Genomic DNA, 13,705 nt, shown 5'->3' on the forward strand with positions numbered 1-13,705 from the left:
TCATTGCGAACCCGCCGGTTTACCCAATGGCAAAAACCACTTTCCTACTTAGAACATATAGTGAACATTCTCTGTTCATTGATAAGGTAGGTAAAATACATGATTGTTTTGGACAGCTCGTTTCTAATTTCACTGGCTGCGATCATCGCGAGCATTTCTTCATTCATTTGGGCAGTCCGGAGGAAACCGTGACATTCGTTGCTGAGGAACGGCTGGTCGGAATGGCGTTTGATGCCTTAGAGCAGGTACTCGCCCTTTCTACCGAGGAGCGCGTCTGCCGCACAAGATCAATTGCGGTGTGCTTGGCTTACCTAGCTTCGAGAAATGCTTCTGAAAGATGGCCCTTTGACGAATTTTGGAAATGGCTAGAATGTGAAGACAAATACACCCGATCAGGAAACCTCAACAGATGCTTGAATGGAATCTACGCGCAGCTTGGAATTAGGCGAACAAACGAAGAGATTTTCAAATACAAGCGCACAGTTGACCTTCACCTCTAAATTTCGCTTTGGACGCAAAACAAGACATTTAAAACATCGTGATTACCGTTCCGCTTGCACACCAATAGCGGGAGTTGATGCTGGTGCGACCATGCGTCTGCGCCGCGCCCCAATATCCGCCATTCGGGGTGAACCTTGGAGGAACTGGAACCGGTCGTTCGGCAACTCTGCTGAAGGTTGATCTCAAACGGCCAACTTTGGTACAAAGCCGTCGTTTCGACGCCTCGGCTTGAACGTTCACTCTTGCCAGAGCTGGATGTTCGAGAGCGGTGCGTTCTCGCTATCAAAAGGGACTTACTTGCACGCGATGAATTGCAACGGATCGCGGGTAGATCAAACGAGCATTTTGACTCTGAACTGCGTCGACTTGGGTAGCTTCAGCGAAAGTCATGAGTGATAGGTCTAGCGGAAGTGGAAATTGATCAGGGTCGATTGCCCGGCGCAGATTGTCCGCCTGCTCGTCGTTCTGACAGAGGATCAGGACGTCAATATCAAACGATTGCTGGAAATTTTTCTCGACCGACCCAAAAAGATACCATTCGCTACCGGACTGGATTGGACCTAGTTGCTCTGCAACGGCACAGAGCAACTCTTCGACAGCCTGCCGCATCACCTCGCGAGGCTCTGCAGGAGCCCCTTGAAGGTAACTACGATGGCCCCCATCGATTCGGCTGCTATATCCGCGGCGTCGGTAATAGAGCCATAGCTGGTCTTCTTGACCGCAATTTCGAATTTTCCAAATCGATCACGCGCGTTTCGTATATCCTCGGCGCTTACGTGATAGCCCTCCACCAATGCAATTCTGCGTGTAGTTCCATTTTTGAGTTTTGCATCGAAAACTTCATCAAAAATGCGACTCACTTCGCGTACTTTTGAGTGCTGCCTGATTCCTCGCTCGAAGAAATCCCAATTTTTATTTCGAAAGCTTGGAACGTCGCCAGTGCTTGCCGCTCTCCTAACATCTCCTAACGTTCCAAATGCCGCTGGAGCAGCGTGGATCAGCGAAATCACTTCTCCACTCCAGAGGGTTTTCGAAGGAACATTAACTACGATCTGAGGCTTCGTAACATAAGAAAATAGTGGCTGTACATGGTGAACTAGAATTACGTCTCGGACACCAATCACGGCCACTGGAAAATGAAGACCTCCTCTGTATTCCATCATGAGAAAGTCTTCGGGGGTCCGCCCAATGACAGACAACCCCTCTTTAGGGTCTATTTTGCTAGCAACCCAATCGACAATATTCCCAGACATGGTTTAATCTCCCAAAATTGAAACAATCCCAATAGGAAAGCGCGCCGCATCGTTTTTCAAATTTTCGATGTGAAAGCCTTCCAGATCGTCAACATGTTGCCGAAAAATCTCTAGCGTATTGCGTTCATCACCCAGCAGCAGCGTTCGGTTTGCATCTAAGAGTGCCAGCACTCTTTTGTTGTTTGGGAGGATGTGCGTGAGCATCTTGCGCTTCCATCGTTCGGCCGCTCCGCTTTCGGGATTTTCGGCGGCTTCGATGTGTGGCCCATACTGCTCAAAAATAGCTCGGTTCTTCGCCAGAATGGGCTCGACTGCCTCGCGCGCAGCCTGCCGGCTATCGAAGGCAATGACGCCGAATAGTGCCCTTAACTTTTCTGCATGGTCGCTTTTCCACCCCAGCATCATAGCGTCCGGATAAGCAGCCGGCGCCTTGTCGACGATTGTGTGACAGTTCGCGCAAAGCATTACGAGGTTCTCGAACGCGCCCCGTGCAGCCTTAGAGAGTCCACCAGCGCCACGCGGACCTCTCTCACTTGCAGCAAAGACGTGAGCCATTTCAGCGACATGGACGGACTTACCCTCTGCGTCGACAAATAGCTCGCATTCACATTCTGGATTCTGGCAGTAGCCCGCCGATGCAGCAAAAAGCCGCCGTTGTGTATGCAAATCAGGTGAGGCTGCACCGCGAGGACACGCCAAGTTAACTCTCCAGCAATAATCGTAAGCCAGCAGCGGCATTGCGCATGCGTAAAACATATCGAAAATGTTTCATAGTCTTTCAGATCATTGCTCCGGCCAATTGAAGAAGTGAATTGACCTCAAGGTCACTCCAAATGGCTCCCTCAAGGTCAAAACTATTCAAATATTTGCCTCTCGTTTTTCTGCGAACTCTCGTCTCCTCAGATATATCCTTGACGGGTTTTCAAAGAATTTTTCCGCAGTGGCGATGTGCTCGAATATTTCAGGTTTTAGCCGCTCTCCCTCAATTGAAAGACATAGTCGACAGAGTGCAGCAAGCGTTTCATAGTCACCTTCTCGATCACCTTTGCAACCAGCAATATTTTTCAGCCATCGCTCCCAATCAGTATCATTCAAATTTGGGTACAAAGCGAAATAGGCGCGGCGTGCACCTTGATAGTGGGGCCTTGTAATATAAAGCATTTGAGCTCCTTAGTTAGTAGATCGAACGCCATGTTCGTTCTGGAGCTCCTCATCATATGCATATTTTTGTGTTTGTCGCTTGGCTTCTTTTTGTTCCATTTTCTGTCCGCGCTGATATGATACCGGTGTGAGTAATTCTATCGAAAAACGAAGAGCGCGGTGGTTAAGAAATAAGAGAGCGGCTCGTGAACGTGATCGTCCAACACCGGAAGCAATAGACCCCGATTTTGAGGCCGCCGTTTTTGAGGAGCGTGATGCAAGAGCATCTATAAACCATCGTGCAGCACGCCTTTTTCGGCAAGGCTTCAGCCTCATCACTGACCCAAATGCCAAAGCGATCAAATTCGCAGCAGATGTCTGGGCTGCAGAGACTCTAATCAACGCTCAATGGGGTTCAGGTAGCGCCACACCAACGAGTATCAAAAATTTACTGAAAGAATGGAACAAAACATATGGCTACACCGATGAGTCCTTACGAAAAGTAATTTATAAGGCTCGTAAGCGCGTCAAAATATTGGAATCAAGAGGCCAGTACGAAGAAGACCCGCCTTATTGGCTACCTTTCGGATGAGGATGCTCAATGGTGTGTGTTGCTGCAAAGCAACCCTGCCCCCCCCCGTTAGCAACCACGATATTGAGCACTGAGGTGCAATCCTAGACCAATCTAGATGCTGTTAAAACAGACCTGGTCGGTCACCGCTCACAATCGGCCGACCGGCTTTAACATTGTCTTGAAGCACCTTGTCTCGAATTGGTCGTACGGGCGGAGCTAGTCTCGAATTGGCAATACGAGGTCAGCTTACCATTTCAGGACAAGGTGCAATCAATATACCGCCGGTCGACCGTCAAACACAGAGTCTGGTTCCGATACGAAACTTCTCGGTAATGTGCGTGTATCGCGATAGTCCCGGTCAAAGATTTGACTTAGAAGTGTTTTCCGATCAACGTTAAGAGAAAATAATCTCACATTGGAAGACCAACGATGGCGCTTGGAAAAGTTACGATGATCGTTGGCGATCGACGCACTTTAGAAGCAAAGCACTGGTCAAAGTGGTTTGGTAAGATATCAATTATTCGACAGCGGTTTTGCGATTGGTCGGACGATTTTGATCCATTTCACTTCAATGAGACATCAAGCGTAGCAGCCTTAGCGAATGCAGCGACACTGGCCGGCTTTGTCTCACAAACCGAATATATACTCGACAAAAGACATTCAACCCGCGGGCGACCATGGCGCCGTGGTCGCGGTGACTTATGGATAGCGGACAACGAAAGCGAATTTTGTTGGGTTTTTGAGGCAAAGCAACATTTCGCGGCCACTGGGATTCGTGAAGACACGTTCGACAAACACCTTCGGCTAGCTATGACTGATGCGGAAGCGATCGATAGGGAGGAAGCTGATCGCCGCTTCGGATGCCTTATCGTCGTTCCCAGCGCTAAAGCAAATCACGAAATCCTTTCCGAACGAATGGACCATCTTGCAAAGTCCGCAGACTTTGCATTCCGCTTGGACGGTAATTCAGGACCAATCTGGCTGGCTTTTTCGCTAGTAAAGTAAAAGGTGAAGTGAATTGCTACGCAATTGCACTAATAAATTGCAGCGGGAACTGCGACAGGACCATGGGCCAATTGTCATCGTGCTGTGCACCGGCGCACGGCGCTTGGCTGAAACAGTCTGATTATGAACCTCTTTACCGCTGATTTACTTTCCATTTAGAATCTTTCGTTATCGTATTGTGAGGAGCGAACCATGGCCTTCACCGAGAAAGAGTTCCAAAATTGGCACGCAGACAAGCGTAAGCGTGAACATCGGGCAGCCCCGGTGTTCAAGTCCGAACCGATAGCGGTCTGTATTAATTGTCACAATTCGTTCGGTTTTGATAAGGGCATGATTACGGAAGATGTGTCTATTTACTATATTTGCGCTGGTTGAGGCCATTCAATCTAGCGATGTAAATGACGGTCAGCGATGTCCGCTTCCAGGATAATTTCATCAATTATCGCTCCGAATAATCCGGAGTCAGATGCCATAGCGGAGACGCTAACGGCCGACATTCTAGAAGTCTTCGACGGGGACGGCTTTCTAGCAAACCTACGTGGTCCATTTGGGGAGGTGTGGGTTAATCGAGTTCCAATTCGATTTGCATTCATAGATGCACCAGAAATGGACCAGCCCTTCGGTGTCGAATCAAGGAAGTTTCTGCAAAAACTAATCCGAGGAAAGGCACTTCAGCTATGCCTAATCGGCAAGGAGTCGACGAACTTTGTGCCGATCGACCAATACAAACGTATTCTCTGCATGGCATTCTTGATCGAGCAAATGCCGATCGGAAAAATCGATTACTACGTCAGCGGTAATTGCGGCACTGGATTGGTAAGAGCAGCCCGCTCAGTAACGCGAAACATTGAACTTGAGATGATCATTAATGGTTGGGCTTGGGTAATGAAGCAGTATGCTTTCGAACGAGAGCAGGAATATCTCGGTGCTCAAGACGATGCTCAGCGCAACAGGCGTGGCCTATGGTCTATGGATAATCCAGAACCTCCATGGGTATTCAAACGTAGGCAGAAACGGCAAACGAAGGCTGAGGCTAGCCAACCTAGTCTCTTCTCTTCAACGAACTCTCAATGCCCGACTGCAGGCTGCTCTGGCCATTTAATTGACCGAAAGGGCGATCGGGGATCGTTCCTGGGATGCTCGAGCTTCCCACGCTGTCGATACTCTCAAACTAGCTGAGATCGACGTTGAACAGCGGATAATCAATCCATTGCTCATTAAAAACCGACCTTACCAAACGTTGACGTCACTATCTAACTAATCAAGAAGACTATACTTTTTAACTCGCCTCGCTGCTGAACATATCTCTCTCGTCAAATCGAGGCCTTCTAAAGATTGTTTCTTCGCAATTTTATCTGCTTCCGACATAGTTATTTTGCCGATTGCCAGTTTATGCACTAAGGTGTTTCGATCAGTGACCCAATCTTTCAATCCAGAAATTGTTGCTTCCTCTAAAGTTTGCAAATTGGGCCATTTCGGCTTTTTCACTTTCCTTCCATTTTTACGGACAGGCTTACCATTTATCACTTTAGCTACTGTTGCATTACGCCGGCCCTCAATTTCAGCAATTTTATCGGAGATGAACATTTTGCTTCCGGTTCCATCAGCTGAATTAGCCATAATACTGCTTGTTCGGTCTTCAAAAATGGCATGTGCGAACCAACAAGATTCATAATGATATCCAGAGAGATGAGCGCCCTTTTGGCGCTCGATCAATTGCTCGTATAGAGTGCTTTTCTTGCCTGTCATTTCTCATATCCCCGTTTTTCTAGTTGTTGGCGCTTAGAAACTCGCTTTGCTAATGCGCCAATTTTCATAGTGTGGAGCACCGGCGAATGGCATAGTTAGAACGTTCAAGCCTGATCGCATTAGATACACAGATGAAAAGACACCACCTCAAGCACAACCGACGATCATATCTCACGCGTGACATAATATACGAAACGAAAGGTTTGTTATTTCAAACACCATTAAAATTACGAGCAAGGAAGTTCGTCAAATCCCATTTTTTGGTAATATGTGATTTATACAAAAGAATGTTTATAGGATTATTGCAAGGAGGCGCAGGCTGAATATAGTTAAAGTTATGTTGACTGCCATGACAGTGGGCTCAAGGGAAAGATTATGACACCTAACCAAGAAAATTTCATGCACGGCAGTCAATGGCTGCGAGCGGATTTTCATTTGCACACTAAATCAGACAAAGAATTTATATACGATGGCGAAGACAATCACTTCATATCTGACTATGTAGACAGTCTCAAAGCTGCCGGAATCGGCCTTGGCGTAATTGCAAACCACAATAAATTTGATGTTGGCGAATTCAAAGCTATTCGCGCTCGAGCAAAAAGAAGTGGCATAGGAATGCTCCCGGGAGTGGAGTTGTCGGTCAATGATGGAGCCAATGGAGTCCACACATTGGTGGTATTTTCTGATGATTGGATCGAAGACGGCAAAGATTATATCAACCAATTCCTTAACGTCACCTTCGCAGGAAAAACGCCAAACCAATACGAGCAAGAAAACGGGCGCTCTAACGATGACATTCTAACGACACTCAAGATACTAGAGGGTTATCACAAAGATTTTTTTATAGTTTTTGCCCATGTTGAGTCTTCAAGCGGATTGTGGAAAGAACTTGCGGGCGGCAGAATGCAAGAACTTGCTCAGGACCCTCTGATACAACGTTATTGTCGAGGATTTCAGAAAGTCAGAACTCATGATCAACCTGAGAGAGTCTGCCGCGCTAAAGTTCAACAATGGTGGGGTAAAAGCTACCCTGCCGAAGTAGAAGGCTGTGACGCAAAGAAACTTGATGAGATAGGCCGAGGTAAAAAATTCTATTTAAAGATAGGAGACTTCAGTTTTGATGCCGTCAAATATGCGCTTACGGATCATCATTATCGGCTTTCTCCAGACTCGATACCAACAATCAATCACTCCCATGTTAATGCAGTTCGTTTTGAAGGCGGGGTTTATGACGGCAAGAGGGTGACCTTCTCTGCGCATTTAAATTGTCTAATTGGGATTCAGGGTAGTGGTAAATCTTCTGTGCTCGAATGCTTGCGTTTTGCCCTCGATATACCGTTTGGCGAAGAGCGTCAGGACAAGGAATACAAGAACAATCTTGTTCCCTATGTTTTGAAGAGCGGTGGCAAGGTCGTTGTAGAAGCAACCGACCGTCACGGAACTAACTACGAGATAAGCCGAATATTGAACCATGCACCGGACGTGTTTGTGAACGGAGAGCTGCAATCTATTTCTATTAGAGACACGATAATAAAAAAGCCGCTATATTTTGGACAGAAAGACCTTGCTGCACAAGGAAAACAATTTGGTCACAATCTCGTTGAAAAGCTGGTTGGAGATGATTTGCGAACGCAGCGCGAAGCCATCGATTTATACAAAAATGTTATGAAGGAGGCGGTTACCGATTTGCTATCCGTTCAGAGCGATTCTGATCAACTCGAAGCCTGTGAGCAAGAACTTTCAGATGTCCATTTTCAGTTGGATCAATTTGATAAATATGGATTGAAGGAAAAACTTGAGAAGCAGGTAGACTTTGGAAAAGATATTTCGTTCTGGGATGAAGTCGATGAAACGACTGAGGAGTGGCGAACTACGCTACTCGAAGCGATTGAAACCGCAGAAGCGGCATTTGCTGATCATCCCGAGCACATATCGAAATACAATGAAGAGCTTTTTGAAAAATACAATTTGCAGCTGGGAAAGCTAAAAGACTCGGTTGCGGAAGCCCGAAAAGTCGTTGTCTCAATCGACGGCACGGTGGGAGAAATATCAAAACTTCGTAGCGAGCTAGATGAAACAAAGGAAGGTCTCAAAGAAGAATTTGCCGAGATCGAGAGGGATCTAGTAAAAGCGCTGGAGGCGCAAGGCGTCACATCTCTCAAACCAGATGCATATATTCTGCTGACCGAACGCAAAACTGTACTTGAAGCGGAGATTGCAACGTTGAAAAAACGCACATCTAAAAGGTCAGAACGGTATAGCAACCTGCTCGCGGCACTAGGAGGATTGAATCAAGCGTGGCATGAAGAATACAAGAAGATCGCCGCGGCTCTCAATAAGATCAACGACGCGCAACAGTCTCTAAAAATCGAACCAAATTTTAAAGGAGACAAAAACGCTTTTAAAAACAAAATGGAAGAAACGTTGCGAGGACAAGCAATCAGAAAGGACTCTTATGAAGCTCTTGCGAATGCATATCCAGACTTCGCAGAAATTTTCAAGGATATTGATAATGCCAAGACACATGCCAAAAGCAAGGCAGAGACCTTTGTTGACCAATTTTGGGAAAACTTGGAGGAATTACTCGGGTTCCAAATTCCCAATACCTACGAGGTGACGTATCATGGCAAAGCGCTTAAGTCGCATTCCTTGGGTCAACGTGCGTCGGCAATGATGCTTTTTTTATTGAGTCAAGATGACAACGATCTTCTGCTGATCGATCAACCGGAAGATGATCTTGATAGCCAGACTGTTTACGAAGAAGTGGTAAAGCTGCTTCGAGAAATCAAATCGCAGCGGCAATTCATCTTTGCTACTCATAATGCAAACTTCCCAGTGTTGGGTGATGCGGAGATCGTATCTTCGTGCACAGCCATAGACGAAACGTTCGAAGTAGAAACAGGAAGCATTGACTCTAAAGTCTGTCAAAACAGAATAATAGGTATCATGGAAGGTGGCCCAGAGGCCTTTGAACGCCGAAAAACGATTTATCAGATTTGGCGGGGCGATCGATAGCACGATTATCCATGCTCACTCTGTCTGGAGTCAAAATATGACAGTCACAGAGAATACGAATAGTCCCATAAAATGGTTCAAACTTTATAGGCAACAGATACGATGGCTCCACAAGAAGCTCTAAAATCGCCCACAACGCATGACGGTGATGCCGATCTGACCCGCACCACCGCGTGGGTTACCCCTTGAATGATAAAATGGTAGCGGAGGAGGGACTCGAACCCCCGACACATGGATTATGATTCCACTGCTCTAACCACCTGAGCTACTCCGCCATCGGGCCCGTGCGGCTGTCGTAACCGCCACGAAACACTATGGATCGCGGCGCTATAGTCATAGCATTCTGTCCGGTCAACAACCGGAATGGAGAAATACGCTAAAACTTGCACGGCCAGTGTGATCCGCGCTAACAGCGCTCTTTCTGAGCCGATAGATGGCACCAAGGGGCAAAAATGAACGCATATTATGATATATTGATTGTTGGCGCTGGTCACGCAGGCGCACAGGCGGCGATTGCGTTGCGTCAGAAAATGTTTGAAGGGTCGATCGGACTGCTCGGCAATGAGAAATATCCGCCCTATGAGCGGCCGCCATTGTCGAAGGAATATCTTGCCGGCGACAAACCGTTTGACCGGATATTGTTGCGACCTGAGAGCTTCTGGACCGAACGGGAAATCGATTTGCTTACTGGCTGCAGAGTCTCCAAGCTGGATCCGATCGGCAAGACGGTGACCTTGGCCTCGGATGAGGAAATTGGATATGGCAAGCTGATCTGGGCGACTGGTGGTTCTCCCCGGATGCTCGATTGTCCGGGCAGTCAGGCCCGCAACATTCATGCTGTCCGATCCCGCGCCGACGTCGACAAGATGATGGCCGCTTTGCCGACGGTTAAGAAAGTGGTCGTAATCGGAGGCGGCTATATCGGACTGGAAGCAGCCGCCGTCCTGACCAAGCTCGGCAAGCAGATCACGATTGTCGAATCGCTTGATCGCGTGTTGTCCCGCGTCGCCGGCGAAACGCTGTCGCGCTTTTTCGAGGACGAGCATCGCAGCCATGGCGTGACCATAGAGCTGGAAGCGATGGTGTCCGGATTCGAAACCGGCGATGACGGGATTGCAACCGCCGTGATACTGGCCGACGGACGGAAGCTGGAGGCGGACATGTTCGTCGTCGGCATCGGCATTATCCCCGAGACCGGACCGCTGGTGGCAGCCGGCGCGGCAACCGGCAATGGTGTCGATGTCGACCAGCATTGCCGGACCAGTCTGGAAGACGTCTATGCAATCGGCGACTGCGCGGCGCATAGCAATGCCTTTGCCGACGGCGCCATGATCCGGCTGGAATCGGTGCAGAATGCCAATGACCAGGCAAAAGTGGCGGCTCTCGATATCCTGGGGGAAGAAGCCGAATATGACGCTGTGCCGTGGTTCTGGTCCAACCAATATGATCTGAAGCTGCAAACCGTCGGCCTCTCGACCGGCCATGACAGCTATGTGGTCCGCGGCGATCCGGCGTCGCGCAAATTCTCGGTGATCTATTACCGCGACGGCAAAGTCGTGGCGCTCGACTGCGTCAATGCAACCAAGGATTATGTGCAAGGCCGCAAGGCGGTCGTCGAGGGGTTGAACCTCGACAAGAACGAACTGGCCAACCCGGACATTCCGATCAAGGAAGTGGGCATTCACTAACCACGGTCTCCGCGCACAGCATAAGCGGACGGTTCCACCCCTTCTCCCTCACGGGGGAAGGCAAATTGTCCCCTGCCCTTAAAAAAAAATCTTTATTTTTCACTCACTGCAACAGCGCCTAGCCCCCGCGAAATGGCCAGCTGCCGATATCCTGCCACGGCCCTTCCATATAATAATGGAGGCCGATGCCGTGAATGGTGAAGGGCCGGGGTTCGAATTCGGCCGACAATTTGTCAAACAGGCGCTTGGCTTCTTTCGGAATCACCTTGTTCTGGATGGTGATATGCAGTCGCGGCGTCTGCTGGTCCTGCGCCACCAGCAATCCGGCGAACCGGTCCGCCAATTCCATACGCAGCGCCAGCAATTCCGGCGCGTATAGCTGATAGGCAACGCCCCGGCCGAGATGGATCAGACCTGACAGCTGCGCTTCGGGTTTTGGTAAACTGCTTGTCATCGCAACGACAGTAGCCTTGATTTCGTCCAGTGCCTGCGGCGGCAGATGATGAAACAGCGTGACATGCGCGCTGATGAGGTTCCGTTCGGGGGGAAAATAGCGCCTGCGCTGGCTTTCGGCCCAGGCAAAATCGGCCTTGCCCATTTGCGCCGTCATGATGATGGGTTTGTTGAGGCGCTCCATGGTCACCATCTATCGCACAATGCAGAACCGCGAGCAATTGCTTGCTCGCGGTTCGATTTGGTTAGCGAAACGGATCAGGCGGCTTCGCTGGTTTCCTTGTTGCTGTCCAGCCAGTTCAGCAGCTTCTCCGGTGTCGACTCGACATAGGGGTCATTGTCCACGCCATCGTCGTTGATGCCTGGCTCTTCAAACCACGCGCTGACCACGCCGTCGTCGGCAATCATCGAATAGCGCCAGCTGCGATCACCGAAGCCAAGATGGTTTTTCTTGATCAGCATGCCCATCCGGCGGGTAAAGTCACCGGATCCGTCCGGCAGCAATTTGACCTTTTCCAGGCCGAGGGACTTGCCCCATTGGTACATGACGAACGCGTCATTGACCGAGATACAATAGACCTCGTCAACACCGCGCGCCTTGAACTCGTCATAGGCACGTTCATAGGCCGGGCACTGTTCGTTGCTGCAGGTCGGGGTAAAGGCACCGGGCAGCGAGAAGACGGCAATGCGTTTGCCAGCAAACAGCTCCTTGGTATTTACATCTTCCCAGCGAAAGGGGTTATCGCCTTCGATCGATTCGTCGCGAACGCGGGTTTTCAGGGTAACTTCAGGGATATTCCTACCAATCATTATGAACTCCATTTTTTGTTTTGGTTGAATGAGGGCTTGATACCATTGATCCCTTAATCGGTTAAATGGATTTATTTGTCCGCTCTGATTGATGCAGTCACTCAATAGCGGGATTTGCTTGAAAGCCCTTGCGCAACCGATCACAGCGAAACATGCCTTTGAACGATGGAGATAATTTATGACGGTCAAAACAAAAGCACCGATCTGGTTCTGGGTTGTTGGCGTGGTTGCTTTGCTCTGGAACGGCCTCGGCGTGGCGGCCTATCTGCAGCAGATCGCGATGAGCGCCGCGGACTTCGCAGCGCTGCCCCGAGTCCAGCAGGATTTGCTGTCGACGCTCCCTTTCTGGGTCACGGCGGCCTTTGCCATTGCCGTCTTCGCCGGGTTCGTGGCGTCGATCAGCTGGCTGCTGCGAAAACGGATCGCTGTACGCCTGTTTCTCCTGTCGTTGCTGGCAGTGATCGTCCAGTTCAGCAGCTACTTCATCATCGACGGCTATTGGGAATTCATCTCCAGCCAGGGATGGATCATGCCGGCGCTGATCGTACTGTTTGCAATCGGCTTCCTGCTCCTGTCATGGCGAGCCGAACGAACCGGCCTGCTGCGCTAGATCAGGAGGAAGTGCTGAACGGCGTGAAATTGGTGTCTTCATCATAGATATCGACACCCTCGCGCCGTTTCAGCCAGCCGACCACGACATAGGTCACTGGCGTCAGCACCGCTTCCCATGTCACCTTCAGCAGCCAGTTGGTGACCATCACGGTGATCACCGCCGAGGTTTCCCACACGCCCAGAAAGGCGAGCGGGTAGAAGATCAGGCTGTCGACCCCCTGCCCGACCACCGTTGACCCGATCGTGCGCGTCCACAGCGCCTTGCCCTGCGTCCACACCTTCATCCGCGCCATCACATAGCTGTTGACGAACTCCCCGGCCCAGAAGGCGACAATCGAGGCCGCCACGATCCGGGGCACCTGCCCGAACACGCTTTCATAGGCCGCCTGCCCGTCCCAGCCGTCGGCCGGCGGCAGCGACACCACCACCCAGCTCATGAAGGCCATGAACAGCAGCGCCGCAAAGCCCGCCCAGATCACCCGCCGCGCTCGCGCATAGCCATAGACCTCGGTCAACACGTCGCCGATCACATAGCCAAGCGGGAAGAACAATATCCCCGCCCCGTAGATCCACTGTTCGCCGCTGATCATGATGAAGGTCGGCTTGGCCGCACCAATGACGTTGGACAAAAGCAGCACGGTTACAAAGGCCGCCATCACGAAATCATAATAGCGAAAATGGTGACCGGCCTGGCTGGAAGCGGAGGTCCGCTGGATGGAGCTGTCTTGCATCGGCTGATCTTACCTCGGTCCCGAGACAATTCAACAAATATGGCGCCCCGGCCACATCACGGTTTGCAGCCGGTCAAAAGATCGCTAATGCCCATGAAATCGTGCGCCCGTAGCTCATCTGGATAGAGCGCGAGACTTCTAATCTTGAGGCAGCAGGTTCGAGTCCTGCCGGGC

Annotated in this window: 15 protein-coding genes and 1 tRNA gene; 8 read left to right on the forward strand and 8 right to left on the reverse strand. The window is 50.0% G+C overall.

Annotated elements, in window-relative coordinates; translation table 11 throughout:
* Window positions 1–26: 26 nt before the first annotated feature.
* Window positions 27–500: a hypothetical protein gene (locus ACN0WW_RS10310; protein ID WP_417612098.1), complete on the forward strand. Its 474-nt coding sequence runs from the start codon at window positions 27–29 to the stop codon at window positions 498–500.
* A gap of 418 nt (window positions 501–918) precedes the next feature.
* On the forward strand, window positions 919–1,065 hold the full coding sequence (locus ACN0WW_RS10315) for a hypothetical protein (protein WP_417612100.1): 147 nt from the start codon (window positions 919–921) through the stop codon (window positions 1,063–1,065).
* A 44-nt stretch (window positions 1,066–1,109) separates the two neighbouring features.
* Here the strand turns inward: ACN0WW_RS10315 and ACN0WW_RS10320 are convergent, their stop codons facing one another.
* From ACN0WW_RS10320 to ACN0WW_RS10330, 3 genes are all read right to left on the reverse strand, one after another.
* Window positions 1,110–1,754: a hypothetical protein gene (locus ACN0WW_RS10320; RefSeq protein WP_417612102.1), complete on the reverse strand. Its 645-nt coding sequence runs from the start codon at window positions 1,752–1,754 to the stop codon at window positions 1,110–1,112.
* 3 nt (window positions 1,755–1,757) lie between these two features.
* Window positions 1,758–2,492, reverse strand: coding sequence for a hypothetical protein (locus ACN0WW_RS10325; protein WP_417612104.1), 735 nt, complete (start codon window positions 2,490–2,492; stop codon window positions 1,758–1,760).
* 120 nt (window positions 2,493–2,612) lie between these two features.
* A complete protein-coding gene (locus tag ACN0WW_RS10330; RefSeq protein ID WP_417612106.1) occupies window positions 2,613–2,915 on the reverse strand; it encodes a hypothetical protein in 303 nt (100 codons plus the stop codon).
* Window positions 2,916–3,042: 127 nt separating this feature from the next.
* Between ACN0WW_RS10330 and ACN0WW_RS10335 the strand changes: the two genes are divergently transcribed.
* From ACN0WW_RS10335 to ACN0WW_RS10345, 3 genes are all read left to right on the forward strand, one after another.
* Window positions 3,043–3,486, forward strand: a complete 444-nt coding sequence (locus ACN0WW_RS10335) for a hypothetical protein (RefSeq protein ID WP_417612108.1) — start codon at window positions 3,043–3,045, stop codon at window positions 3,484–3,486.
* Between the two features lie 411 nt (window positions 3,487–3,897).
* Complete coding sequence (locus ACN0WW_RS10340) at window positions 3,898–4,473, forward strand: hypothetical protein (protein ID WP_417612110.1); 576 nt, start codon at window positions 3,898–3,900, stop codon at window positions 4,471–4,473.
* A gap of 411 nt (window positions 4,474–4,884) precedes the next feature.
* Window positions 4,885–5,652, forward strand: coding sequence for a thermonuclease family protein (locus ACN0WW_RS10345; protein ID WP_417612112.1), 768 nt, complete (start codon window positions 4,885–4,887; stop codon window positions 5,650–5,652).
* A gap of 78 nt (window positions 5,653–5,730) precedes the next feature.
* On the opposite strand, the gene ACN0WW_RS10350 is transcribed toward ACN0WW_RS10345, so the two are convergent.
* A complete protein-coding gene (locus ACN0WW_RS10350) occupies window positions 5,731–6,222 on the reverse strand; it encodes a hypothetical protein (protein ID WP_417612114.1) in 492 nt (163 codons plus the stop codon).
* A 375-nt stretch (window positions 6,223–6,597) separates the two neighbouring features.
* Between ACN0WW_RS10350 and ACN0WW_RS10355 the strand changes: the two genes are divergently transcribed.
* Complete coding sequence (locus ACN0WW_RS10355; RefSeq protein ID WP_417612116.1) at window positions 6,598–9,237, forward strand: TrlF family AAA-like ATPase; 2,640 nt, start codon at window positions 6,598–6,600, stop codon at window positions 9,235–9,237.
* 198 nt (window positions 9,238–9,435) lie between these two features.
* On the opposite strand, the gene ACN0WW_RS10360 is transcribed toward ACN0WW_RS10355, so the two are convergent.
* Window positions 9,436–9,512, reverse strand: a tRNA-Met gene (locus ACN0WW_RS10360).
* A 177-nt stretch (window positions 9,513–9,689) separates the two neighbouring features.
* Between ACN0WW_RS10360 and ACN0WW_RS10365 the strand changes: the two genes are divergently transcribed.
* Complete coding sequence (locus ACN0WW_RS10365) at window positions 9,690–10,925, forward strand: NAD(P)/FAD-dependent oxidoreductase (protein WP_417612118.1); 1,236 nt, start codon at window positions 9,690–9,692, stop codon at window positions 10,923–10,925.
* A 118-nt stretch (window positions 10,926–11,043) separates the two neighbouring features.
* Here ACN0WW_RS10365 and ACN0WW_RS10370 read toward each other — a convergent pair whose 3' ends face one another.
* Window positions 11,044–11,562, reverse strand: a complete 519-nt coding sequence (locus ACN0WW_RS10370; RefSeq protein WP_417612120.1) for a 2'-5' RNA ligase family protein — start codon at window positions 11,560–11,562, stop codon at window positions 11,044–11,046.
* A gap of 74 nt (window positions 11,563–11,636) precedes the next feature.
* Entirely contained in the window at window positions 11,637–12,188 is a 552-nt protein-coding gene (locus ACN0WW_RS10375) for a peroxiredoxin (RefSeq protein ID WP_417612122.1), read from the reverse strand.
* A gap of 178 nt (window positions 12,189–12,366) precedes the next feature.
* Here ACN0WW_RS10375 and ACN0WW_RS10380 point away from each other — a divergent pair, with 178 nt between their 5' ends.
* The gene (locus ACN0WW_RS10380; protein ID WP_417612124.1) at window positions 12,367–12,798 is read left to right on the forward strand and encodes a hypothetical protein; all 432 of its coding nucleotides are present in this window, start codon (window positions 12,367–12,369) and stop codon (window positions 12,796–12,798) included.
* A 1-nt stretch (window position 12,799) separates the two neighbouring features.
* On the opposite strand, the gene ACN0WW_RS10385 is transcribed toward ACN0WW_RS10380, so the two are convergent.
* Window positions 12,800–13,531, reverse strand: a complete 732-nt coding sequence (locus ACN0WW_RS10385) for a queuosine precursor transporter (protein ID WP_417612125.1) — start codon at window positions 13,529–13,531, stop codon at window positions 12,800–12,802.
* Between the last annotated feature and the right edge of the window lie 174 nt (window positions 13,532–13,705).

Source organism: Parasphingorhabdus sp., from assembly GCF_048269865.1.
In the GTDB taxonomy this organism is placed as follows: Bacteria; Pseudomonadota; Alphaproteobacteria; order Sphingomonadales; family Sphingomonadaceae; genus Parasphingorhabdus.